The sequence below is a fragment of the Dactylosporangium sp. NPDC051485 genome, assembly GCF_040682015.1.
Lineage (GTDB): Bacteria > Actinomycetota > Actinomycetes > Mycobacteriales > Micromonosporaceae > Dactylosporangium.
Genome location: NZ_JBFAZW010000134.1, coordinates 1 through 24,879 on the forward strand (window position 1 = coordinate 1; position 24,879 = coordinate 24,879).

Consider the following 24,879-nt stretch of genomic DNA (forward strand, 5'->3'; position numbering starts at 1 on the left):
GGTCCCCCCCCGCCACTCACCCCCGACCCCGTTCCTGGGCCTGCTCTCCCGCGAGCTGGTCCCCCCCCCCCCACGGCCCTTTCGCTTTCTGCTGCGTCCCCCGGCTGCCGTCGCGGTGCCAGTGGTCGACGCGCAGGCGTTCGAGGCACCGGATGGGCTGTGAGCGGTCTCCGGGCCCTCTGGCGGCCCTGATGTCCATGACCGTGACACGGTCCGCGTGCGCCGTCCGGCCGCTGTGAGCCGAGCTGTGTGCGGCCATGAGCCGCTGCCGGAGGGCTGTGAGCCGCTGTGTGCGGCTGTGAGTGGCTGTGAGTGGTGGGGGCGTTCGCCACGGCTCACAAACCCGGATAGGAGGGTGCAGGACTTCGCGGCTTCCCGTTGCGGCCTTCGATGGCCCACCGGGTGCTGGGGGTTCTGTCCGCCGCCGGGCGAACCCCGTGCCGCGAGTGCTGCGCCAGCCGCGCGCCTCGGGTGCCGCGCCATCGTGATGCGCTGACACCTCATCCCACAGCCTGACCCGTAAGGGAGGACGAGCTCCTCCCGAGCGCGTCGCGGCTGCGCAACCGCACTCGCCCACCGGGGTCCCGCTCGGCAGCGGCCACATCCGCTGTCTCGAGCATTCGCCCCGCGCCGCCCCGCCCGCACCCGCGCCTCTTGGCGCCGATGCCGGCCGCGGCGCGGGGCGGGAGGTGAACCCCAACCATGTCCCGCTTCCCGCGGGCACGTCTGCGTGCCCACAACCCGCACACCACCACTCCTCCGACAACAACCACCGTCACGAACCCGGCCACAGACACGGCGACCGTCACGGTCGCCGGCCTCGCGGACGGCCCGGAACCGACCGGCCAGCCGAGTGACCCGCCGTGCGTCGCGCACCAGCCCGGCGTGTGGCGGCTCGCCGTACGCGGGCTGGCCGCGGTGGGAGCCATGGTCGCGCTGGTGGCAGTGCCGTCGGCCGCAGCGGCCGATCCCGGCACCCTCGACACCTCCGTCGTCGTGGCGGCCAACGCGCTGCCGGTCGTCATCGCCAACCTGCAGACGTGGATCATGGGCATCCTCGCCGCGGTGGCGACCCTGTTCCTCGTCCTCGCCGGGGTGTACTGGGCCACCGCCGGTGGTGACCCGGCCCAGGTCGACAAGGCCAAAGGCGCGTTGAAGAACGCGCTCATCGGTTACGGCCTGGCCGTTCTGGCACCGATCCTGCTGCAGGTCGTCCAGGGCATCGTCGGGGGCTGACGATCATGGGCTGGCTCCTGGACAACATCCTCGACTGGTTCTCCGAAGCGGTCATGGCCTGCTTGGACGCGCTCATCGGTGTGATCACCAACGCGTTGCTCAAGACCCCGGACGTTACGACGTTGCCGCAGGTGCAGGCCCTGACCGGCCGATCGGTCCTGATCGTCGACCTCTGCTTCGTGCTGTTCTTCGTCGCCGCCGGTGTGCTCACCATGCTCGCCGGCGGTGACGAACGGTCCCGCTACACCGCCAAAGACCTGCTCCCGCGGTGCATCGTCGGGTTCATCGCCTCGCACTTCAGCCAGCTGTGGTGCGCCAAGATGATCGAACTCGCCAACGCTCTGACCCAGGCGCTGGTCCAGGACGACCTCGGCGGCGACGGCGAACTGCGACCCTCCCCGATCAACGGGATCAAGCAGCACCTGATCGCCTGGCAGGACCAGTCGGTGCAGCTGCTGTTCGTCGTCTGCATGGTCATCATCCTGATCCTGCTCGGCGCGACCGCGTTCTCCATGCTCGGCCGGTTCTCCGCGGTCCTCATCCTGACCGCCGTCGCGCCGCTCGCCCTGGCCTGCCACGCGCTGCCGCAGACCGACCCGGTCGCGAAGCTGTGGTGGCGCTCCTACGGCATCACCCTCGCCATCCCCATCGGGCAGGCCATGACCCTGTACGCCGGGAACTGGCTGCTCACCGACGGCGACACCATGCTGCCCGTCTTCGGCCTGCCGTACGAGCCCGGCGGCATGATGAACCTCTTCATCGTCATGGTCCTGCTCTGGACCACGGTGAAGATCCCCGGCCTGATGCGCCGGGCGCTGTCCTCCGGCGGTCAACGCCCGAACTTCCTCGGCATGATCGTCCGGGTCGTCGTGGTGCAGCAGCTGACCCGCGCCGTGCCGGGCATTGGCAGGGTTGTACGGGCGGTGGGCCGGTGAACCGCCGTGACGAAGCGTCCGTCCGCGCCCGGATGCCCGCCGACGTCGACGCGCCGGACAAGGTCGTCTACGGGCTGACGTTCCGGCAGCTGGCGATCCTCGCCGTCGCCGCGGTCATCGGCTACGGCGCCTGGAACGCCCTGCACACCGTACTGCCCGTCCCGGTCCTCGTCGGCACGTTCGTCGTGCTCGGCGGCCTCGTCTTCGGCGTTGCCGTCGGCCGCCGCGACGGGATGTCCCTGGACGTATGGCTGCTCGCCGGGCTGCGGCACGCCCGCAGCCCCCGCGCGCTGACCACCACCGACACCACCGCCAGAGCCCCGGACTGGGTGCAGGCACCGGCGAGCAAGGTGATGCTGCCGGCGCCGCTGAAGCTGCCCGCCGACGCCATCGGCGACGACGGGCAGATCAGCCTCACCGACCGGGCTGGCGGCACGACCGCGGCGCTGGTTGCCGCGACGAGCGTCAACCTCGCGCTGCGTACCGCCGACGAGCAGGCCGCTCTCATCGACACGTTCGGCCGGTGGCTCAACTCTCTCGCCACCCCGACCCAGATCGTGGTGTCCGCGCAGCCGGTCGACCTGGCCTCCTCCGCTCGGACCCTGGCCCGCGCCGCGGACCGGCTCCCGGACCCGGCTCTGGCCGCGGCGTGCGCCGACCACGCGCGGTTCCTCGCCGACCTCGCCGAGCGGCGTGACCCGCTGCGCCGGCAGGTCCTCATCGTCACCCGCACCGGCAGTGGCGAACGCGGCGAGCACGCTGCCCGCCGCCGCGCCGACGACACCGTCCGCGCCCTGTCCGGCCTCGGCGTCACCACCCGCGCGCTGGACGGCGCAGCGGTCACCGCCGCGCTCGCCGCAGCCGCGGACCCGTACCGGCCGTCCCGGCCCGGCGGGCTCGCCGCCCCCGACGCGGTCATCACCGCCGCACCCCGGACGGCGCCAACCAAGACCCGCAGAAGGACACCGTCATGAACCTGTTCACCCGAACCGCGCCGGCCGCCGCGGCGGCCCCGCAGACGGCGGGGCTGGCCGCGACCGTGGCGCCAGCCTCGGTCGAGGTCACCCCGCGGATGCTGCGCGTCGGGGACGGCTACGCCGCCACCCTCGTCGTCACCGGCTACCCCGCCGAAGTCGGCCCCGCCTGGCTGGAACCGCTGCTGTCCTGGCCCGGCCGGCTCGACCTCGCGTTGCACATCGACCCGCTCCCGGCGCCGATCGCGGCGAAACGGCTCCGCACCCAGCGCGCCCGCTTCGAATCGTCGCGGCGCGCCGACGCGGAGAAGGGCAAACTCGTCGACCCCTACGTGGAGGCCGCCGCCGACGACGCCGCCGACCTCGCCGAGCGACTGGCCCGCGGCGCCGCGAAACTCTTCCGGGTCGGGCTGTACCTCACTGTGCACGCCCGCACCGAGGCCGAACTCCTCGACGCGTGCGCGCAGGTCAAGGCCGCCGCCGCGTCGACGCTGATCGAGGTGCAGCCGGCGACGTGGCGGCACCTGCCCGGCTGGACCACCACCCTGCCCCTGGCGACAGATTCCCTGCAGCTGCTGCGGACCATGGACACCCAAGCCTTGGCTGCCGCGTTCCCGTTCGCGTCGGCGGATCTGCCGGCGCCGCTGCCCGGCGACAAGGCCACGACCGGCGGTGTCCTCTACGGCATCAACCCCGACAGTTCGGGGATCGTGTGGTGGGACCGGTGGACGCAGGAGAACCACAACTCGGTCGTCCTGGCCCGCTCCGGCGCCGGCAAGAGCTACTTCGTGAAACTCGACGTGCTGCGCAACCTGTACCAGGGCGTGCAGGTGTCCATCGTCGACCCCGAGGACGAGTACCTGCGCCTCGCCGACGCCGTCGGCGGCACCGTCGTCCAGCTCGGCCGGCCCGGCGTGAAGATCAACCCCCTCGACCTGCCCGTCGGGGACACCCGGCCGGACGTGCTGACCCGCCGCGGCCTGTTCCTGCACACCCTCATCGCGGTCCTCCTCGGTCACCAGCCACCACCGACCGAACGCGCCGCCCTGGACCGGGCCATCCTCGCCGCCTACCGCACCGCCGGGATCACCGCCGACCCGGCCACCCACCACCGGCGAGCCCCGCAGCTGGCCGACCTCGCCGCCGCGCTGCGCGGCGACGACGACCCGGCCGCGACACAGCTTGCCGCCAGGCTCGCCCCGTGGGTCGACGGGTCGTTCGCCGACCTGTTCAACGGACCGACCACCACCCGCCCGGACGGGCACCTGGTGGTGTGGTCGCTGCGGCACCTGCCCGACGAGCTGCGGACGGTTGGCACGCTCCTCGCCCTGGACGCGATCTGGCGCAGCGTCGACGCCCCTGGCAACCGGCGCCTCGCGACGCGGCGCCTCGTCGTGGTCGACGAGGCGTGGCTGCTCATGCGCGACGGCGAAGGCGCCCGGTTCCTGGCCGTCATGTCCAAGGCGAGCCGGAAACGCAACGCCGGCCTGACCGTCATCACCCAGGACGTCGCCGACGTCCTCGGCACCGACCTCGGCATGGCCGTCGTCTCCAACGCGGCGACGCAGGTCCTGCTCAAACAGGCATCCCAGGCGATCGAGGCCGTCGGTGACGCGTTCGGGCTCACCGTCGGGGAACGGCGGATGCTGCTCGCCGCCCGCACCGGTCATGGCCTGTTGATCTCAGGGACGAACCGGACGGCGTTCGAGTCGATCGCCTCGCCGAGCGAGCACCTGCTCGCCACGACGAAACCGGCGGACCTGCTCGACCTCGATGATGACCTCGACGACGACGAGGCCGCGTTGTGAGCCCGCCGCAGCCCGGCGGGACCGCGGTGTGGATCCTCGCCGCTCCCAGCCACCCGCCGCCGCCGTCCTCGATGCCTGCGCTGTCACCGGCGCCCAGCCCTTCCGGGCCGGGCGCCGGTGTCATTTCCCCACCCTTCAGCCCCCCGTCCGGCCCGGTCGTGGCGCGGGTCGTCGACGCCGTGCACTGGGCCGCGGACCGGCCGTGGCTGCTCGCCGTCGCCGCCGCCGCGCTGGTGGTGTGGGTCGCCGGACGGAACCTCCTCGACGGGTGGCGGCATACCCACCACGCCGCCGACGCGCGGCTCGTCACCGTCGCGCCGCCGCCGGAGGTCGACGAGCACGCCGCGGCGGCGCTGTGGGCGAACCTGCACGGCACCCTCACCCCCTCCCGCCGGCGCCGCCTGCTCTACGGGGCGCCGCACGTCGTGTGGCAGTACACGTGGACCGGCCGGCAGCTGCTGATCTCCGTCTGGGTCCCCGGCAGCGTCCCGCGCGGCGCGGTCGAGGCCGCGATCCGCGCCGCCTGGCCCAGCGCCGCCACCAGCACCGTCGACGACGTCCAGGCCCCGATCCCGCTGGACGCCGCCCCGGCGGTCGGTGGGCACCTGCTGCCGCAGGCCGCGGAGTGGCTGCCGTTCAACACCGACTTCGACGCCGACCCGCTCCGCGCGCTCATGGCCGCCGGCGCGCAACTACGCCCCGGGGAACACGCCTGCGTGCAGATCCTCACCCGGCCCGCACCGCCGCGGCGCGCAGCCCGGGCCCGGCGGGCGGCCGGACGGCTGCGCGACGGCAAGACCGCCGTGCCGGTCATCAACCCCGCCGCCCCCATCCTGTGGCTCCTGGAGGCGTTCCAGACCGGTAGCTCAGCACGGCGCAGCACGGCGGGTCAGGCGCAGCGCCGCGACCCGCAGGTCGAACGGGACGTGCGGGCCATCCTCGACAAGACCGCGCAGCCGCTGTGGACCGCCGGCATCCGCTACGCCCTCGCCACAACGAGGACCCGGCCGGGCGCCGACCCGGTCGGCCGGCTGCGCGGGATCGCCGACGCGGTCGCGTCCAGCTTCGCCGTCTACGCCGCCCGCAACCGCCTCGGCCACCGAGCCCGGATGCCGCAGCCCGTCGCGGTCCTCGCCGGCCGGCGCCTCGGCGGCGGGTTCCTGCTCGCCGGTGACGAGCTCGCCGTCCTCGCCGCGCTCCCACGGGACCTCGCGGTCCCCGGCCTGGACCGGGCCCGGGCGAAGTCGATGCCCGCCCCGGTCGCGGTCCCAGCCGGCGGCCGCGGCGTGAAGGTCCTCGGCGACGCCGAGGTCGGCGGGCACGGCGTCGGCCTGTCCGTCACCGACGCCCGCTACCACCTGCACGTCGTCGGGTCCACCGGCTCCGGCAAGACCACCCTGCTGGTCAACCTGGCCGTCGACGAGATCAAGGCGGGACGCGGCACCGTCGTCATCGACCCGCACGGCGACATGATCACCGACATCCTCGACCGGCTCCCCGCCGACGTCGCCGACCGGCTCGGTGACCGCCTCGTCATCTACGACCCGGACCAGCCGAACCCGCCCTGCCTCAACCCCCTGGAAGGCGCCGACCCCGACCTGGTCGTGGACAACATCGTGTCGATCTTCGCCAACATCTTCGCGAAGGCGTGGGGGCCGCGGATGGACGACGTCATGCGGGTGGCGTGCCTGACCCTGCTCCGGCACGCGAACGTCACCCTGCAACACATCCCGCCGCTGCTCAACAGCGCCCAGTTCCGCTCGGCGATGACCGTCGACCTCGACGACCCGGCCGGCCTGGCCGGGTTCTGGCAGTGGTACGACGAACTCAACCCGGCCCTGCGCTCCCAGGTCATCGGGCCCGTCCTCGCCCGACTGCGGGCGTTCCTGCTGCGGGACTTCGTGAAGAAGACCATGCGGTTCCCGAAGTCCAGCTTCGACATGGGCAAGGTCCTCGACGGTGGTGCGCTGCTCGTCCGCATCCCGAAAGGGCAGCTCGGTGAGGACACCACCCGGCTGCTCGGCTCCCTCGTCCTGGCGCAGGTGTGGCAGGCCGCGACGGCCCGCGCCACCGTCGCCCCGGACAAGCGCCGCGACGCCACGCTGATCATCGACGAGGCGCAGAACTTCCTGACCCTGGCGAATTCCCTCGATTCGATGCTTGCCGAAGCCCGCAAGTATCGGCTATCCCTTGTCCTGGCCCACCAGGACCTCGCCCAGTTCCCCAAGGACCTCCTCGCCGCCGCGTCCTCCAACGCCAGAAACAAGATCTACTTCACGGTCGCGCCGGAAGACGCCAGAGTCCTCGGCCGGCACACCCTGCCCGAGCTCGACGAGCACGACCTGTCCCACCTCGACGCGTACACCGCCGCCGCGCGTCTCGTCGTCAACGGCCGTCAGACCCCGGCGTTCACGATGCGCACCCGGCCACCGAAGCCGGTCGTGGGGGAAGCCACCACGATCCGGCAGGCCGCCGCGGCGGCCGTCCCCCAACAGGACACCAGCGCCATCGACGCCCTCGTCGAGCGGCTGTCACAGCCGAAACAACCCAGCGCCGGCAACGGTGGCAACAGTGGTGGCGATGGGCGGCGGGCACGGCCGAAACAGCCCAGAACCTGAGCACGACCTCGCCGGTCAATCGGACTCACGGCATCAACGGCGTCCGCTATCGCAGGGGCGTCGTCAAGGTGCTCGTCGACCCCGTCGTGGTGTCCGACGTTCACCTGTCCCGCCGCGACACTCGCCGGCCTGCCTGACCTGCGCTGTCAGTGCAGCACGTGCGCCTGACAGCGCCCGCACCGGCGCCTCTCACCCGCCAGACACCCCTCGGAAACGAGGGATCTCTTCCTCCCCAGGAGTACCAACACCCATGTCATCCGACCCGCATATCGCTCAAGTCGATCCCGTCGATCCCGCTTCCTCTTCTTCTACCCGTAGTTCATCCGGTCGCTCCTCTGCTCGCTCCTCTGCCTCTCGGTCCCCAGCATCTGGTCTTCCTGTCCTCGGCTCTCCCGGTCCGGCCGTACCTGGTCCCATGTCCTCAGTGCGGTCCACCTCCAGCCCGTCCGATCCGCCCGACCCGTCCAACCTGTCCGACCTGTCCGACCCGCCTACCCCGCCGGTCGCGATCATGTCCGCTGCCGCAGCGTCCGGCGCCCGTCTCGTGCGTGCGGATCCTCTTGCGGTGTTCCGTCGCATCGTGCCCCGCGACCGGGCCCTCCTCGCCCTGCTGGCGGAGCACTACCTGCTGTCCACGCCGCAGATCGCAGCGGTGTACTTCGACAACCGGCGTACCGCACAACGACGGCTCACGACCCTGCACCGCCTCGACGTGGTGCACCGCTTCGCCTACCCCAACCCTGAGAACACAGCCGTGCCGTACCTGTACACCCTCGGCCCCGTCGGTCTGCAGCTGTACCCGGACGCCTACGACGACCCCGACGGCCGGCACGCACGGGCACCACGCACGTCCCTGGAGCGTGCACGGCGGATCGCGGCCAGCGCGAGCGCGGCGCACCTGCTCGGCGTCAACCAGTTCTTCGTCGACCTGCTCGCCGCCGCCCGGCACAGCGAGGCGTCCAACGGGCCAGACGCAGCGGGCGCGCGGCTGGTGCGCTGGTGGTCCGAGCAGCACGCCACCGACGTCTACGCCCAGTCCGGCATCCGCCCCGACGGGCACGGCATCTGGCACGCCCACGACCGCACCGTCGGGTTCTTCCTCGAACACGACCGCGGCACCGAAGACCTCCCCCGCGTGGTCGCGAAGCTCCGCGCGTACGCCCGCCTGACCGAGTTCGGGCCCCGCTACCCGGTCCTGCTGTGGCTGCCCACCCTCGAACGGCAGACGAACATCCTGCGGCTCCTCACCGGGGTCCGTTTGCCGATGCCGGTCGCCACCGCCGTGCACGGCCCCGACCCGGCCGGGCGGGTCTGGACCCTCACCACCGATCTGCCCGCCAACCCCGGCCGCCGCTGGCAGCTGCACGAACTGCCCTCCGACCACGGGCCGCGCTCCGGCACCAACCCCGGCCACTACGAACACTGACCCGCGCTCGACACACCCCAGGCGCCCGCCTGCCCGTGACAACCGGCCGCAGGCCGCCCCCGACCGCTCACAGCGCAGGTCAACGCCGTGCAGGACAGCCACCGGCACGCTGTCACAGCCAGCGACTGTCACACCACAAGATCCTTTGTGAGCGTGGCGTCGTCTCACCGCGACACCATGCACCGCGCGGCCCGTCCGCTCACAACCGCTCACAGTGCAGGTCACCCGCTATATCGCCTGCTAGGTCGCCGGTTTATTCGGTCTGGGCGCTGTGAGTGCGGGCCGCTACCGTTCACGGCACTACACAACCCCACATATATTTCTCCACCCGGTTCGGTCCCACCTGAGGGACAACCCGCCGCACCACCCGGTGCCCGCCACCCACCCGCCCTCACCGGCCGGTCGGTACCCGCACCGCGCGGCGACCCCCAGGTCGCACCAGACCACAGCACCACCGCAACTCCCAGCACCACTGGCGCCGCACCCAAGCGCCACCAATCCCCAACCTCTCGTCCGAACCGACCCACGAACCCAGTGGGCCGGTCACTGCTGTGCGCCCTCAAGCGCCCACCCTCAAGGAGGACCCCTCATGGCCAAGACCCGCACCAGCCGCGTCACCACCCGGACCACTCGCTCGACCCCGAGCACCAGCTCCACCAGCGCCACGCCGGCACCGAGCGCCAGCACCACCAGCACCACGCCGGCACCGAGCGCCAGCACCACCAGCACCACGCCGGCAAGCAACGCCAGCACCACCAGCGCCACGCCGGCCACCAACGCCGCCACACCGGCCCGCAAGGCCGAGCTGGTCCCGACGGTCCACACCATGATCATCTGCGTGCCGGCAGAGCTGCCCGCTGAGGCACTCGTCAGCCGTCAGCTCGACAAACACTTCGGTGTCTCCGGCACCCTCGCCCCCCGCTTCTGGGCCACGCCCGGCATGTGGATGTGGCAGCGCAGCCAGCTGGTCGACCCCCGCAAGGGTCAGCCCGTCTACTGCGCCGGAGGCCCGGCGAAACTGCTCGACCTCGCTGGTATGCGTCACGCCGCCGCTGTCGGCGCCGGTGTCCGGTACCAGGTGTGGTCCCGCGTCGTGCAGGGCACCCGCCCCGCGATGCCGTGGCCGCAGCTGCTGCTGCAGCACATCGCCGACCCGGCGAAGCTGTCCCTTGAGGACGCGATCGTCCGGTACAACAACCAGCCCCGCGTCATCGCGATGCGGATGCACAACGCCGTCACCTACGGCGCCGGCCGCCTGAACCTCCGCGAGCTGGAGATGTTCCAGGCCGGCCCGATGGCCTATCAGCACTACAGCGCCAGCATCGCGCTGACCGCTGACACGCTCATCACCGCCGACGGCACCCGACTGGCACCGGCCAGCGACGCGTTCGCCCACCGGGTGACCTACCTCGAGCAGGCCAACCGCTACCTCGCCGACCTCGACGAGGACCAGCGGCTGCTCGCCGTCGCCCTCTGACACAGCACCACTCAGTACCACCCACCGGAACCGGTCGGGACAGCCAGCTGCCATCCCTGTACCCGGGGGACCTCGCAGTGTGCTGCCCGACCGGCTCCACCACACGCCGCTGCCACGCCGGTGCGCGGCGCTCGCCACGTTGGGAGGTCCACCCCAACGTGCACCCGCCGGCCGCCGGTACAGCCGGCCCCCCGCAACCCGTCGAAAGGCCCGCCCGTGCTCGAACTGACCTTCCCGCTCGACGAGGTCCTCGTCCTCGCCGAGCACGCCGCAGCCGCCGACACCAACGCCGACCCCCATCCACGGCGCGATGGCCGGCCCGGCGCTGCTGCTGGTCGCCGCCAGTGGCATCTACCTGCTGTCCAACGGGCAGCCGCCCCTCGCGGCCGCATCGTGGCAGCCGAACGTCGACGGCGTCCGCGTCGTCTACGCCGACGGCTACGGTCCCGGCGCCATGCCGGTCGCCGCTCCGGCCGCCGTCAGCGTCGATGGAGGCATCCTCACCGACGTCCCTGTCCCGGGTGCTGTCCTGCGCCGGCTCCGCGCCGCCGCCGATGACCAGGACCTGTTCACCCTCACCCTGTCGGCGGGCCACCTGCACCTCGGCGTCGCCCGCCGCCCCGGCGACAACGACGGTGCCAGTGGCATCCGGCCGGTGCACGAGGACCGGTAACCGCACCGCCCGGCGCCCCGGGCCGGGGCGCGATCCAAGCACGGCCGGCGAACTGGCCGCCCTTTCCCCTTTGCCGCAGCGCCTCCCCGCGCCGCGGACCACACGACCGCTGCCGATCGGGCCGCTGCCCGCCCCGGTCGCCACCATCTACCGAACGGACCGCCGATGCTCACACCGGAGACCGTCGCAGGCCTCACCGCAGGTCTGACGCAGTACGCCACCAGCCGCCGCGGCCCTCTGGCCGCACCCGAGTTCCAGATCATCGCCGAGTACCACCCGGCCAACGGGCCGAACGCCTTCGACTTCAACCTCATCCACGAGTCGGTGTGGCGCAACTGGGACAGCGACCGGGCGTTGCCCGCCCGGGTCGGCGTGGCCGAGTTCAGCAACCTGCTGATCGCGACCGCCGCCCAGTGGCTGCCCCAGCATCAGCCGGACCCGCGGTTCACCGTCGTCGGCTTCACCCTCATGTACGACGACCCGACCGGACCCGCCGTCAACCCCAGCTCCGGTCCTGGACCGGATCAGGACGCCGCAGATACACCGATCCTCGTCCTGATCGCTGCCGACATTGACGGCCGCCGGTACAACATGATCCTCGGTGACGGCCAGCCGGGCGGCGCCGTCCAGGTCACCGAACCCGGCATGCCGGTGCCGGCGCACGCCACCCTCACAGGCAGCAGCGGCGCGGCCCGGGCCGCGCTGGACCACCTCGTGGGCCTCACCGCGAGCGCCCCCGGGCGCGACGTCACCGACCAGCACGACCCCGCCGACCGCCCTGACACCGGTCCGCTCGTCCCCGGCGAGATCGTCACCGTGCGAGGCGACCGCTGGGACGAGGAGCAACGCGCGCAGTTGTGGGTCGTCGTCGACGACTTCGACGACTACGCGATCGCGGTCCTCGGCGGCGACGGCTACCAGTGGCGGCGCGTACCCCGCCACGACCTGACCCCGGTCACCCCCACCCGGATCCGGCGGGAGATCCGTGCCGACGCCACCTACCGGTACGTCGACGCCGACACCGCGGCGCCGGTCGAACAGACCGTCGCCCTGCCGGCGCACCAGATCCACACCCTCGCCCCACCCGCCGACCCGGACGGCGCTGCCGACGTCCTGGACGCCCGCTGATCTGACCCCGGCGCCCGGCCGCCGCGCGATATGGCCTGAACCCGCACTCCCGGCGAGCCACACCAGCGGGTGCTCCGCCACCAGGCCATCCGGCGGATACACCACCGCATCAACTCGCACCAGCCCGCACCAGCCCGCACGACTGCATGACCGCACGACCTGGCCGTTGCCCGGCCACCCCGCGCATCAGCGCACCCTCCGGGCACGGCCGTACGGTCGTGCCCGGATTCCGCTTTCCCGGCCCTCAGACGGGCTGCTGTCGAAAGGAATCCGTTCATGACCACCAGGCACAGCAGGGCCTCCGCCCGCGATCCCCGCCGGTTCCGGCGGCCGGTGAACGCGGCCGACATCATCCTCGCCGCCCGGCTCCGAGCCGGCGACCGCGACGCCTTCACCGACCTCTACCGCAGCACCGTGGAGGACCTCACCCGGTTCGTCGGGTTCAGGGTCTGGCGACGTGACCGCGAGCTGATCGAGGACTTCGTGCAGGAGGCGTACTGCCTCGCCCTGGCCGAACCGCACCGGATCGAACTGGACCTGCGCGGGTCGATGCGCCGCCTCGCCGCCCGGGCGATGACGAACCACGGCTGGTCGCAGCGGCGCTACCTGCGCGCCGCGCACACCATCTACACCGACCGCACGCTCACCAGCTCCGGCGCCACCGCCGGTCCCCGACCCGCACCTGCCGCCGGCCGGACGATCGCGGCCATCACCCTCGCCCGGTTCCCGCAGGCGCTCGCCCGGCTCACCCCCGACCAGCGCCGTGCCATGCAACTGCGGTACCTCGACGGGCAGACACGCACCACGACCGCCGCGCAGATGGGCCGCACCATCGACGCCATGCGCTGGCTCGAAGGCCGTGCGCTGCGCCGCCTGCACGAACTGTGCACCGCCTGAGCGGCGGCAACCCCGGAACCGACCGTCAGCGCCGCCGCCGGCTTACCGGCGAGGCATCCCACCGTGTCCGCGACCCGCAAGGAGGACCAGCACCATGGCCAGACTGATCCGGCACATCGTCACCGACGACCTCGACAACAGCACCGACGACGTCGCCACCTACACCTTCACCCTCGAGGGCGTCGACTACGAGATCGACCTGACGCCCAGCAACATCGACCGGTTCCGCGCGGTCCTGGCACCCTACGTCGCCGCCGGCCGCAGGCTGCCGAAACGGCCCGCCGCCGGCCGCGCTAAGCCCACCACGGCCGTCACGGCCGGGACCGGCGACGCCGTCGCGGTGCGTGCCTGGTGGGCCGACAACTGGCAGCGCCGCGACCTGCCCGCCCACCGCGACCGCGGCACGATCCCGAACCGGGTTCGCGCCGACTACGCCGCCGATCAGGCCGCGCAATCCCGGCGCGGCACCCGGTAACACCCGCGCGGCACGTCCGCGCCACGCACCGGCCGGTCCGCCCATCCGCGGACCGGCCGGTATCGGCGTTCCAACCGTCCGCCGCAGCACCGCACACCAACCGACGGCCAGTTCGAACGGGCCCCGACAGGGCCACCGGCTGACCGCGGTCAGCGTCCGCGCCAAGCGCCGGATGCATCGGCGCGCACCGCACCCACCTGCTGCGGCCACACAACACCGGTATGTCCCAAGGACTGGGCACACCGACTTGCCTTCACCCGCCGGTCAAGCGTGCATCAGTGCACGCCACACCACGAAACCCTGCCACGGCAGGAGAAACGGGGCCTCACATGCCCGACACCACCAACCCCACCACCGACCCGACGAACGGCACCACCACGGACGTCGCCGTGGCCGCCGCCGCCGTGCCGCCACTGGACGCCAAATCACGGCAGATCCTCGCCGCCCTCGCCGAGCTCGGCGACATCACCGCCGGCAACCTCGCCGAGCACACCGGCATCGCCTACCCCACGACCACCAAGAAGCTGCGCAACCTCAACAGCATCGGACTCACCGATTCCCGCAAGGCCGACAACGGCCAGATCGTGTGGTACCTCACCAACGCCGACCAGCCGCCCGCCGACACCACCACCGACACGGCAGACACGGCAGATACGCCCGACGCCGGCACACCGCCAGCTGCGACGGTCACCGCGCTGCCGGCCGACGTCGTGAACGACGAACCAGCGGCAACCGGCACCGGTCAGTCCCAGCCGGTGGCGGCGCCGCTGCCGGACAGCGACCCCGGCGACCGGACCGGCACCGCAGGCGAAGCCCCACCCGCCGACGACACGACGCCCAGGCCCACACCGCCGACCGCGGACACCACCGCTGAGGTCGCGGCCACCAGCGACGACATCGATGCGGACACCACCGGCGGGGAATCCGGCGACACCGACGCCCGCACAGAATCCACGGCCGAGCCCACCGAGCCCACCGAGCCCACCGGGGCGGCGCCGGGTGGCAGCTCGCCCGCGCGGCGGCGAGCCCCCGGCGAACTGGACCGGTCGATCCTGACCATCCTCGAGGCGCACCCGGATCAGGCGTTCAAGGTCAGCGAACTGTGCAGGCTGATCGACAAGGCCGACGCAGGTAAAGGTCTGCCGAAGGCCAGCGCGGGCGCGGTCGTGCTGTCCGGGCAGCGGCTCGAGCGTCAGGGCGCGGCCGTCGCGACCGAACGCCCGGTGCAGTTCCAACTCGCCGCCGGCACCTCCGGTACCGCCGGCACCTCCGGTACCGCCGGTACCGCCGACTCCGGCGAGTCGGCTGAGCCGGCGCCGGTTCCCGCGTCCGTCTGACCGGCGGCGCAGCGATAGCCCGGGGCGGGCGCTGGAAGTTTCCCCCTACCTGTGCCCGCCCCGGTGCTCCTCAACGACAGGAGCGTCACCATTGTCCTCGATTCCTGACCTCACCGTCGCCGCAACCGGCGGTCTGGTGGCCGGGCTCACGCTCGCCGCGCTGCCGCTGTGGCGGCTGCACCGCGCGCTGCGGACCGCCCGGTATCAGGCCGGCCACGACGACACCACCGGCCTGCCCAACCGCCGGACGCTGCTCACCGCGGTGCAGCACGCCGTCGCGGCGGGCCGCCCGTTCGGCGTCATCCTGCTCGACCTCGACGGGTTCAAAGCGGTCAACGACACCCACGGCCACGAGACCGGCAACGACCTGCTCACCGCCGTCGCGCACCGTCTCCACGCGGTGCCCGCACCGGCGGTGCTCGCGGCCCGACTGTCCGGCGACGAGTTCGCGGTCCTCGCCCACGGCGGACCCGACGAGATCCGCGCCGCCGCGCACGCGGCAGCCGACGCGGTCGGCGCCGCCCCCGTCGTCCTGGACGACGGCGTCACCATCGCGGTCCGCGCCAGCGTCGGCTACACCACCAGCCGGCTCGGGATCACCGCCCGCGTCCTGCTACAGGAGGCCGACGAAGCCATGTACCAGGCCAAGACCCGACCCAGCGGCCCGCACCGCCACCAACCCGCCGCCCCCGGCGCGGGCGCTGTCGCCACCACCGGCGGTGTACCGCCCGCGGCATCGCGGCGCTGCCGCGACCGGCGCCGCTGACCCACCCAAACCCGACCCGAATCCCGCAACCGCCGACGCCGCCCCACAACCGGGGCGGCGTCGGTGGCACCTCATGCCGTCCAAGGGAGTTCCCACACCCATGCTGTCACCAGACACCGTCCACGCCCTCGCCGGCTGGCTCCTCACCGCCGCCGAAGTCGCTGACGTCCCCGCACCCGTCCGCACCCGACGACCCGCCGCGGAGCCCGGCAGCCACCGCACGCGTGGCGCGCACCGGCACGTCCACCATCTGCTCCTGCTGCACGACGGCCCGGCCCCGGACATCACACCGGACAGCCGGTGCATGACCTGCACCCCGGTCCCCATCAGCCGACGGCTGCTGGACACCCACCGTCGCGGACTGCCGGACCTCCTGCCCGACCTCGCCACCGCGCTGCACTCGCCCCGAACCGCAGCCACCGCACCACACGGCGACACCCCGCACGACGACGCCGAGGCCGTCGAGGCCGTCGAGGCCGCCGACGTGGCCGAGATCGTCGCCGGTCTGCTCGCCACGGCCAACGCCGGGATGCGGCTGGTCGCCTGCGCCGTCCTCTACGACGACATCCACACCGGCGTCCACCCCGACGCCGCAACGTCCGGACACAACCCAGGAAACACTGTGGGCGACAGCAGCATCGCGCAGGTCACCGTTGTCCCGGTCCGCCGCGTCGACGCCGTGGACGTCGACGGACGCGTCTACCAGGCCATCTGCCTCCCCGGAGCTCCGGCGACCGTCGTCGTCGACGACGAACCCGATCCGCACGACACCCCGGCCACCCAGCCGGGTCTGGCCGCGCTGCTCACCGCCGCCCGAACCGGCCGGCGCGAACGCCGCGCTCCGGACGGCGGCGCCCGGTGAGGCCGCCCGGACCGGCCGACCTCACCGTCGAGCTGCTCACCTGGCAGCTGCGCCGGACCCGGGACAGCGCCGCGGCCAACGTCGCGTTCTGGCTCGACCTGTGCGTCGAGGACCTCACCGCGGTCACCGCCGCGCTGAGCACGGCAACTGCGGTCGCTGACCGCGACCGACACCTGCGCACCGTCGAGGATCTCCGGACCACGCTGCAGCGCTGCACGGCGGCGATCACCACCGGGCAGGCCACCTACACGATCCTGGCCGACCTGTGCAACGCCGCCCGGGTCCTGCGGTTCGTGCGGCCTGAGCCGGCCATCGACGACGTCCCGGACACCGACAACCCGCTGTACAACGTCACCATCTGGCTCATCGACGCCATCAGCGGCAGCGCCACCCTCCTGCACGCCCAGGAAGCCCTGGACACCGCCACGGCGTACGGCCCCCCGGACACCGCCGCGACAACTTGACCTGCGCACCAAGGCAAGCGTCGATCACCACCACCGCCGCCCGAAACCCGGCCGGACCGCGACACTCCCCGGCCCGGAGCGCCGGCAGTGACCCCTACCGCCCCGCAACGACCTCCACCCGTCCCTGCCGGCCCGATGCGGCCCGGGACCGTCATCGCACGACATGACCTTCCGCTCCACCGGCGACACCGATCCCTTCCGCCCGCCGGTGGCGTGCCGCCACCGGCCCAACCTCCGGAGGCGACAGATGTCCTTCCATGACGCCCGTACCCTCACCGACTACGCCCGCACCGCCGTCGACGTCCGGATCCGGATGGCCGACTCCCACAGCGGCATCCTCGGCCTGAACTACCTCGGCGAACTGTTCGCCAACCTCCTGCCCGCCGAGCGTGGGTTGGGCAGCCAAGACCCCGCCGCCAGGGCCGACACGGTCGTCGACGCGGTCGCCCGCGCGAGCAAGGCCGCCTGGGCCGGCGGGGAGAGCTTCGTGCTGGCCCCGGCGATGACCGCGATCGTCGCCGCCGCCGGCGAAGCCCTCGACCTCACCGGCGACCTGCTCACCGCCGACATCGCCCCCTGCGACGGCGGCGTGCTGTTCCTACCCGAGCCGATCTACCACCGCCGCCGCAACGGGATCGCGTTCGCGATCGGCGCGATCACCTGGACCACGATGAACACCCCGGCCGGGGACCGGTGCTGGCTCATCTGCTCCTACAGCCCGGTCCACGACCCGGACGACCCGACCGCGGTCGCCGTCTGCCGCGACCTGGACCGGCATCCGGCGCTGCGCGCCGAACTCGGCCCCTACCTGCTCAACAACGTCGCCACGCTGCCCATCGCCGCCCCGGTCCCGGCACCACCGGACACGCCGCCGATCGACGACGCCGACCTGGACTGGTCCAGCACCCCGGACGGCCGCTACGTCATCGCCGACGACGGCAATCGCACCAACGTCCTCGCCGCCATCCTCTACGCCTTCTGGCGCATCCAGGCGCAACCGATCACCGTCACGCCGAGAACCCCGGCCGACCGGCCGGCCAGACGCCGCGCCGCCCGCGCGTCGATCACCCACGAAACCCGGGTGGTGATGCTGCGCCGCAGCAGCCCCGCCGTCGACCCCGGCGACGGGGAAGCGAAATGGCACTACCGGGTCCGGTTCTTCGTCCGCGGGCACTGGCGGCGCCTCACCGACAGCGACGGCCAGCCGTACCGGACCTGGGTCCAGGGCCACATCAAAGGCCCTGACGGCGCGCCGCTGCTGCACGGCGAGAAAGTCGCCGTCCTCGCCCGCTGACCCACCGGCCACCAACCTCCCGCACCTCCCGCACCTCCCGCACCTGGCACACCGACCGCGTCGCCCGCCCGGGCGACGCGGTCCTCGCCACACCCGCACCACCCGACAACCCGGCCACCAGCCAGCCGTGACCGACCCCTGCAACCGAAGTGAGGACCGATGCCCGACCACGACGACCATGACGCCCCACAGGACCCGACCGACGGCCCGGACACCACGCCAGACATCAGCGGCACCGGCACCCCGGACCGCCGTCCCGGCCCGGCCGAGACCAACGCGACGCTCGACTGGCCGCACCTGCTCGACGCCATCCGCACCGTCGGCGTCACCGACGGCGCCGATGCGGCCGAATGGTGGATCCAGGACACCATCGGCGGCCGGACCACCGGCGACCCCGGGCCAGCCGCCCGCAGGATCCTCGACGGGATCACCGACGGCGACCCAGCCGTCCTGGACACCCTGCCCGGCACCAACTCCGGCTGGGCCGCCAGCTTCGCCGCCCGGCACCGCGGCACCAGCAGCGGCGACCACGCGGCAGCCGCCGCTGGGCTCACCGGGGAACAGTGGCAGCAGGCCGAGACCGCCTACCACGACGGGTTCGACACCGCTCTCACCGACGCGATCGCCGCCGCGTGCCGGCGGACGCTGAGCCCGACCGGCGACGACCGCGACCTCACCGGCCTGCACCCGGACCGCCTGACCCTCGGCGGCGTCGGCGTGTTCGCCGGCGACTGGGGCTGCCACACCGACGGCGACGGCGCGTGGCGGATCCGGCGCGGCTACGTCGGCACCCTCATCGACACCTGGAACGGGTTCGCCGTGTTCCGCTGCACCCGGGCTGTCGCCGACGCCATCGTCGCGGACCTGCAGCACAACCGCGACACCTACCGCCGGCACGTCGCCGCCACCGGGGTCGCCGCCGACCTGGACCGGCACGTCGACGAGAGCCTCGCCCGGGTCCGGTTCGACGGCGACGTCATCATCGTGGACTCCACCCGCGTCTCCGGCGACCCCGACGACGTCGAACGCATCGGACCCGACGACGACGGCCGGTACGTGGTGATGGGCTGGAGCTGGTGCTGGGAGGCCGTCGACCCGTACGACTGCGACCGCATCGCCGGCGACCTGCCCGAACCGGACCGGCAGCAGGAATGGGTGCTGCTCACCCACGCCCCGTACACCAGGGTCGCACCGGACCCGTACCGGGTCACCGCGGTGCGGCACCGCCCGAACGGAACGTTCGTCGCCGAGCTGCACTACAACGGCGACCTGATCGCGGCCGTCCTCGGCGGGCTGTGGCCCACCCACCTGGCCGCGACCAGCGTCCCGTTCGACGCCGCGCAGTGGCAGGCGTACGTGGCCGCGGCCCGGCACTGCGGAAAGCCGATGACCGAGGCGGCGCTCCTGGACACCCTCGCCGACGAGTACCGGCTCAGCGTCGCCACCGGTGCCGAGACCGCGGCCGGGAACACCCTTGTCCGGCTGCTCGACGACACCGGCAGCACCCTCGCCGTCGTGCGGGTCACGCCCCGCCCGGACAGCCCCGCCGCGTTCCGCGACGTCCGCGAGCACCTCCGCCACCAACCGGCGCACCCGTACGGCGCCGGCTGGCAGTACTGGACCGGCACCGCGTGGCGGCACCTGCTGCCCGCCGGCACGCAGCCCGCCGGCAGCGGGCAAGAGCCGACGCCGGCACCCGGTCACGGCACACACCGCGACGGCAACACAGAGCGCTCCGCGACCTGACCGCGACCTGACCGCGACCTGCCGAACCGGCCTCACGTCGGCGGCCGGCCCACCCTCGTGGACCGGCCGCCCTGCCTGTGTCACCCATCGCCGACCGACATCCGCGTACCGACGGCACGCCATGCAACCGACTCAGGAGGAACACCTTCCATGTCATCCGACTACCGCACCGACGTCCCGCACCACCGCCCGATCAACCACCGGACCGGCTCCTGCGCCGCTACCGCGTCCACCGCGACCGCCCGGCACGCCCGGATCAGCGACGAGACCCGCGAGGTCGCCACAGCCGCTGCCGACCTCGCCGCCGACATGCTGCCCGACGGGTGGACCGCGCACGCCACTGCGGCCGCGGGCGGCGGCGTGTACCTGCTGGTACTCACCCCGCCGGACGGGACCGCGCAGGCGCAGCTGCTCGCCCCGCACGCCGGGCACGGCTGGGCAATCGGCATCACCGACCTCGCCGACGGCACCGACACCGCCCTACGCACCGTCGACGGCGACGTCGCGTACCAGCCGACCCTCGCCACAACGATCCGGGCCGCGATCGAAGCCCTCGACAGCGACGCCACGACCACACCCGGGCCGGACCGGTATGCCCGCGGCGCAGTGCACTACCTCGACAGCGGCTGCCTCATCGGGCTGACCGACCAGCACCGCCCGCACGTCGTCCACGTCCGCGCCGTCGAACACGGCGGCCACCCGCACACCATGCTGCCCACCCTGCGCCGGATCTTCACCGCGACCGGCCACGACAGCACCGACCTCGGTAGCCGGCTCCTGGCCCACGACTGGCACCGTCTCGACCCCACCACTGCCACCGACGGCCATGACGTCACCGGGCGGCGGACGATCGCCGGCGTCGGTCTTACCTACGCCACGACCGGCACGCCCGGCACTGTCGGCACGGTCGGCGAGCCGGAACCGGCGGACGTCGTTCCCCTCGCGCACCTCAGCGAACTCGACACCGCCTGGCTGTACCTGCTCGACCCCGGCGCCGGCACCGTCACCGTCCACACCGGCGACGGCCATCCGGTCAGCCGGCACCGCCTCGGCATCTGACCCTCGGACGCCGCAACGCCGCTGCCCAGTCACCACCACCCGCTCCCCACAAACCGATCACCACCACCACCGGCCGCCGGGCCGGTAGCACGCCAGCGGCGCCCAGCCATCCACGGGCCCGGCCCATGAGCCGAAGCCCCCGGACGGTGTGGGCGCCGCGGCGTGCCCGCCCACACCCGTCTGAGAGGACGCCGCCGCGATGCACCACCTCGACCACACGAACACCGTACGCACCCGCTCAGCCGGTCAGATCAGGGTCACCGCGATCCGCGCCGCCGGTACGGCAGGTGCCGCCGGCCCGCCGAGCCAGGCGGCCCGGCCGTGACCAGCCGCATCCTCGCGCTCATCGCCTGCCTCGTCTGCGCCGTCATCCTCATCTGCGCGGGCCTCACCGGTGTGCTGTTTACCGGCGGCGGCGCCGCTGCCAGCTGCGCCCCACACCCCAACGGCAGCAACCGCAGCACCGCGCAGCCGCCGGCCACGGCCACCGCTGTGGGCGGCGTGTTCCCGTCGATCGGGCTGTGGGACGCCACCGAGGTCGGCAACGCCGCCGCGATCATCGCCGTCGGCGTGCAGCGGCAACTCCCGGCCCGGGCGTGGGTGATCGCCGTGGCAACAGCGATGCAGGAGTCGTCGTTGCGCAACATCCGCTACGGCGACCGGGACTCCGTCGGACTGTTCCAGCAACGCCCGTCGCAGGGCTGGGGCAGCGTCGAGCAGCTCATGGACCCGGCGTACGCGGCCGGGAAGTTCTACGACAAGCTGCTGACGATCGACGGCTGGCAGAGCATGCCGTTGACCGAGGCAGCGCAGCAGGTGCAGGTCAGCGCCTTCCCCGACGCGTACGCGAAATGGGAACCCGACGCGGTCACCATCGTGCAGACCCTCACCGGTCTCACCGGCGCGCTCGCCGCCTGCAACATCACCCTCAGCGCCGAAGGCTGGACCCAGCCCGTCGCCGCCCACGTCGGGTCCGGGTTCCGCACCGCGGACCGGCCCACCCACGACGGCGTCGACCTCATCGCCGCCCGCGGCACCCCGATCCACGCCGCGTCCGCCGGTGTCGTCAGCCGGGTGCGGTGCAACGCCGTCGACGTGCGCACCGGCGCCGACTGGGGCTGCGACCGCGACGGCGACCCGCAGCTCACCCGAGGCTGCGGCTGGTACGTCGACATCGACCACCCCGGCGGCGTCGTCACCCGCTACTGCCACATGCTCACCCACCCCGCCGTCACCGAAGGCCAACCCGTCGCCGCCGGCGACATCATCGGCGTCACCGGCAGCAGCGGCCACTCCTCCGGCCCCCACGTCCACTACGAAACGCATCTCAGCGCCGACGGCGGCCACGACCACAGCCCCGCCAGCGCCGTCGATCCCGTGCCGTTCATGGCCGCAGTCGGCGCCCCACTCGGCGTCAGCCAGTAACAACACCCGGACCCACAGCGGAGCCATCCACGGCACGCACAGCGTCCGGCCTCCGCCGCGCCACCGAATCGCCACGCCCAGCAGGGCGTAGCACGCGCCGACCCGATACCCGCAGCGGCGCCACGTGCCGCACACCCACGACAAGACCAGACGAGCCCAGAGAGGACACGTCCATGCCCGACCCGCGTCCAGAACACCGCACCAGCGACGACCCGACGACGCCCGCAGTACCGCCGGCGAAGATCGGCGACCGGGTCCAGGTGCTGCACTGCAGCGACCCGTACACCACCCTGCTGCCCGGCACGCTCGGCACCGTCACCCTCGTCGACAGCCGCAACACCACCCACGTCCGCTGGGACGACGGCCGTCAGCTCGGCCTCATCGACGGCGAAGACACCTTCACCATCATCGAGACGACCCAGCCCGGCGAGCCGTCCTGACGACCTTCCGGCCCCGCCCGGCGCTGCCCACTTGGTGCTGCCGCGACCGGCGACCACGACGGCCAGACCCACTGGTCCGGGTTCTGCCGCGAACGCCAGCAGGCCCGATCCGGCCCGGCCACCAGCACGGCACCTCGCCAACGCTGCCGAGCACCCGCACCGAGGTCGCGCCGTTGCCGCCTCGGATACGCACGATCGCGCCCGGTCATCCACAGACGCGGCACTCCCGGCCCGCGACGGCCGGCACCGACCCTCCCGACCTGGCCGGTCGGGAGGGTCGGGAGCCGCATCCCGGCAGGCCTGCACCGCCGCAGCCGGCTCGCCAGCGCCAGCTGCACCTCATCCACCTCGCACCGCTCGCGGCGGGCCCTGACCAGACGGGCCGCCGCCAGATCACACGTCCGAACCTCACGCATCGAAGGAGCGTCCCCATCATGGGAACCCGAGGCTACGTCGGCTGCCCCGACGCCACCGACCCGACCGTCGTCCAGCTGCGCTACGTGCACTCCGACGCCATCCCCGACTACATGGTGCCCGCCCTCACGGAGATCCAGGAGCAGACCTTCCACGGCGACACCGCCGCCACCGCCACCGCCCTGCTGCGCTGCACCTGGGCCTACCTCGGCGCCGACGTCACCACCGACGACGCCTTCCTCGGCGGCGACACCCCGATCGTCGGCGTCGGCATGGCCATCGATGCCGCCCCGGCCGAACCGCCTATCGCCGTGCCGGTCGCCCGCCTGGGCGAGCTGTCCGAACGGTGGGTGTACCTGATCGACCCGGCTACCGACACCCTCACCGTGCTGTCCACCGACGACCCGACCAACCCCGCCACCACCCACACCTTCACCCACACCGCCGGAGGCCAGCGATGACCGGCCAGTATTCGGTGCACCCGGCCGACACCGGCACCGCGCCCGCCACCGTTGCCACGTCGGCGGACACCCCGCAGCCGTGCACCTGCCAGCAGCGCGCCGAACGGGCCGAGGCCCGACTCGCCGCCCACGAGGCCGTGGTCGCGCAGATCCGGAACAACGTGCGCGACGGTGTCGCCGCGGGCAACTTCGACCTCGACGTCACCAACGACCTGCTCGCCGCGCTCGGGCTGGAGCCGCTGCCGCGGTATTGGACGGTGAAGCTCTCCGTCGCGCTGACCGTTACCGTCGCCGCCGCCGACGGCGACGACGCGTTCGCCGCCGCTCGGGACTTGGTCGAGAACCTGCTCGACCAAGCCGAGGTCGTCGACGACTACGACGTCAACGACGTCGACGAGGCCATCCCCGGTGGCGTGGCCGACGAACCGGACGCCCGAGCGGCGGAGCAGCGCCGGGGCTGAACCGCACCCGCAGCACCGACCTGGGCCGCTCCCGGCCCGCCGCGCGCTTGGCGGTCTGCCGACTGCCGCGCCGCTGCTACCCCGACCACCATCGCCGCGCCTGGCTGCCGCTCGCCCAGGGGCGGGCGCAGCCAGGCCGGCCGACCCGAAAGCGAGCACACCACGTCATGTACCGACGTCTCTGGTTCGACCTGCCAGCCACCGTGCTGCACGCCGAACATGCCCTGTCCCGTTCCACCGGCGCCGATCCCGCCACTGACCCGACCCTCTCCAGCCGGACCCGCACCGACACCCACCAGCCGGCGTTGATCCTGCGCAGCGGTCCCAGCCCACTGCTGGCCGGCAACGGCATCCCGCAGCTGCACGCCACCCCCGCCGTCGCCGCCGCCCACACCGATCCGCTCGGCGCCGGCAACGACACCGGCAACGATGCCGGTGCGGTCCGTGCGAGAACCCACCGGCTGCCGCTGGCCGTCCGCTCGCCGCTGCTCGGCATTCCGCTG

General features: G+C 73.0%; 23 protein-coding genes and 1 pseudogene. 23 read left to right on the forward strand and 1 reads right to left on the reverse strand.

All coding sequences use genetic code 11. The features are described 5' to 3' along the window. The first annotated feature begins 927 nt into the window (after nt 1–927). From AB0M46_RS44800 to AB0M46_RS44825, 6 genes are all read left to right on the forward strand, one after another. Complete coding sequence (locus AB0M46_RS44800) at nt 928–1,236, forward strand: pilin (RefSeq protein WP_363346601.1); 309 nt, start codon at nt 928–930, stop codon at nt 1,234–1,236. Nucleotides 1,237–1,241: 5 nt separating this feature from the next. Continuing rightward, a complete protein-coding gene (locus tag AB0M46_RS44805) occupies nt 1,242–2,171 on the forward strand; it encodes a hypothetical protein (RefSeq protein WP_363346559.1) in 930 nt (309 codons plus the stop codon). A gap of 32 nt (nt 2,172–2,203) precedes the next feature. After that, on the forward strand, nt 2,204–3,145 hold the full coding sequence (locus AB0M46_RS44810) for a PrgI family protein (protein WP_363346603.1): 942 nt from the start codon (nt 2,204–2,206) through the stop codon (nt 3,143–3,145). Then, a complete protein-coding gene (locus AB0M46_RS44815; RefSeq protein WP_363346561.1) occupies nt 3,142–4,953 on the forward strand; it encodes a DUF87 domain-containing protein in 1,812 nt (603 codons plus the stop codon). The genes AB0M46_RS44810 and AB0M46_RS44815 overlap by 4 nt, the downstream gene beginning before the upstream one ends. Before the next feature lie 71 nt (nt 4,954–5,024). Continuing rightward, nucleotides 5,025–7,571, forward strand: coding sequence for a DUF87 domain-containing protein (locus tag AB0M46_RS44820; RefSeq protein WP_363346605.1), 2,547 nt, complete (start codon nt 5,025–5,027; stop codon nt 7,569–7,571). A 424-nt stretch (nt 7,572–7,995) separates the two neighbouring features. Beyond that, nucleotides 7,996–8,997, forward strand: a complete 1,002-nt coding sequence (locus AB0M46_RS44825; RefSeq protein WP_363346563.1) for a replication-relaxation family protein — start codon at nt 7,996–7,998, stop codon at nt 8,995–8,997. Nucleotides 8,998–9,570: 573 nt separating this feature from the next. On the opposite strand, the gene AB0M46_RS44830 is transcribed toward AB0M46_RS44825, so the two are convergent. Next, the gene (locus AB0M46_RS44830; protein WP_363346565.1) at nt 9,571–9,825 is read right to left on the reverse strand and encodes a hypothetical protein; all 255 of its coding nucleotides are present in this window, start codon (nt 9,823–9,825) and stop codon (nt 9,571–9,573) included. On the opposite strand from AB0M46_RS44830, the gene AB0M46_RS44835 reads away from it, so the two are divergent. The 17 genes and pseudogenes from AB0M46_RS44835 to AB0M46_RS44915 all read left to right on the forward strand — a co-directional run. Beyond that, the gene (locus AB0M46_RS44835) at nt 9,824–10,474 is read left to right on the forward strand and encodes a hypothetical protein (protein WP_363346567.1); all 651 of its coding nucleotides are present in this window, start codon (nt 9,824–9,826) and stop codon (nt 10,472–10,474) included. The genes AB0M46_RS44830 and AB0M46_RS44835 overlap by 2 nt on opposite strands. Nucleotides 10,475–10,784: 310 nt before the next feature. Beyond that, on the forward strand, nt 10,785–11,147 hold the full coding sequence (locus AB0M46_RS44840; RefSeq protein WP_363346569.1) for a hypothetical protein: 363 nt from the start codon (nt 10,785–10,787) through the stop codon (nt 11,145–11,147). A gap of 165 nt (nt 11,148–11,312) precedes the next feature. After that, nucleotides 11,313–12,275 (forward strand): hypothetical protein, encoded by a 963-nt coding sequence (locus AB0M46_RS44845; RefSeq protein WP_363346571.1) that lies wholly within the window; start codon nt 11,313–11,315, stop codon nt 12,273–12,275. Nucleotides 12,276–12,551: 276 nt separating this feature from the next. Then, complete coding sequence (locus AB0M46_RS44850) at nt 12,552–13,172, forward strand: sigma-70 family RNA polymerase sigma factor (protein ID WP_363346573.1); 621 nt, start codon at nt 12,552–12,554, stop codon at nt 13,170–13,172. 94 nt (nt 13,173–13,266) lie between these two features. Continuing rightward, a complete protein-coding gene (locus AB0M46_RS44855; protein WP_363346575.1) occupies nt 13,267–13,647 on the forward strand; it encodes an Lsr2 family protein in 381 nt (126 codons plus the stop codon). Nucleotides 13,648–13,976: 329 nt separating this feature from the next. Then, nucleotides 13,977–14,984 (forward strand): helix-turn-helix transcriptional regulator, encoded by a 1,008-nt coding sequence (locus AB0M46_RS44860; RefSeq protein WP_363346577.1) that lies wholly within the window; start codon nt 13,977–13,979, stop codon nt 14,982–14,984. A gap of 91 nt (nt 14,985–15,075) precedes the next feature. Continuing rightward, nucleotides 15,076–15,750 (forward strand): GGDEF domain-containing protein, encoded by a 675-nt coding sequence (locus tag AB0M46_RS44865; RefSeq protein ID WP_363346579.1) that lies wholly within the window; start codon nt 15,076–15,078, stop codon nt 15,748–15,750. A gap of 100 nt (nt 15,751–15,850) precedes the next feature. Next, on the forward strand, nt 15,851–16,612 hold the full coding sequence (locus AB0M46_RS44870; RefSeq protein WP_363346581.1) for a hypothetical protein: 762 nt from the start codon (nt 15,851–15,853) through the stop codon (nt 16,610–16,612). After that, nucleotides 16,609–17,076 (forward strand): hypothetical protein, encoded by a 468-nt coding sequence (locus AB0M46_RS44875; protein WP_363346585.1) that lies wholly within the window; start codon nt 16,609–16,611, stop codon nt 17,074–17,076. The genes AB0M46_RS44870 and AB0M46_RS44875 overlap by 4 nt, the downstream gene beginning before the upstream one ends. A gap of 247 nt (nt 17,077–17,323) precedes the next feature. Next, nucleotides 17,324–18,370, forward strand: coding sequence for a hypothetical protein (locus tag AB0M46_RS44880; protein ID WP_363346587.1), 1,047 nt, complete (start codon nt 17,324–17,326; stop codon nt 18,368–18,370). Nucleotides 18,371–18,529: 159 nt separating this feature from the next. Beyond that, the gene (locus AB0M46_RS44885) at nt 18,530–20,116 is read left to right on the forward strand and encodes a hypothetical protein (protein ID WP_363346589.1); all 1,587 of its coding nucleotides are present in this window, start codon (nt 18,530–18,532) and stop codon (nt 20,114–20,116) included. Between the two features lie 150 nt (nt 20,117–20,266). Beyond that, entirely contained in the window at nt 20,267–21,175 is a 909-nt protein-coding gene (locus AB0M46_RS44890; protein ID WP_363346591.1) for a hypothetical protein, read from the forward strand. Nucleotides 21,176–21,496: 321 nt separating this feature from the next. Beyond that, nucleotides 21,497–22,600 (forward strand): M23 family metallopeptidase, encoded by a 1,104-nt coding sequence (locus tag AB0M46_RS44895; protein WP_363346593.1) that lies wholly within the window; start codon nt 21,497–21,499, stop codon nt 22,598–22,600. A 173-nt stretch (nt 22,601–22,773) separates the two neighbouring features. Continuing rightward, complete coding sequence (locus AB0M46_RS44900; RefSeq protein ID WP_363346595.1) at nt 22,774–23,040, forward strand: DUF4314 domain-containing protein; 267 nt, start codon at nt 22,774–22,776, stop codon at nt 23,038–23,040. A gap of 434 nt (nt 23,041–23,474) precedes the next feature. Further along, a complete protein-coding gene (locus tag AB0M46_RS44905) occupies nt 23,475–23,915 on the forward strand; it encodes a hypothetical protein (RefSeq protein WP_363346597.1) in 441 nt (146 codons plus the stop codon). Continuing rightward, nucleotides 23,912–24,376, forward strand: coding sequence for a hypothetical protein (locus AB0M46_RS44910; RefSeq protein ID WP_363346599.1), 465 nt, complete (start codon nt 23,912–23,914; stop codon nt 24,374–24,376). The genes AB0M46_RS44905 and AB0M46_RS44910 overlap by 4 nt, the downstream gene beginning before the upstream one ends. A gap of 167 nt (nt 24,377–24,543) precedes the next feature. Further along, nucleotides 24,544–24,879: pseudogene (locus tag AB0M46_RS44915) on the forward strand (hypothetical protein); the annotation flags it as partial.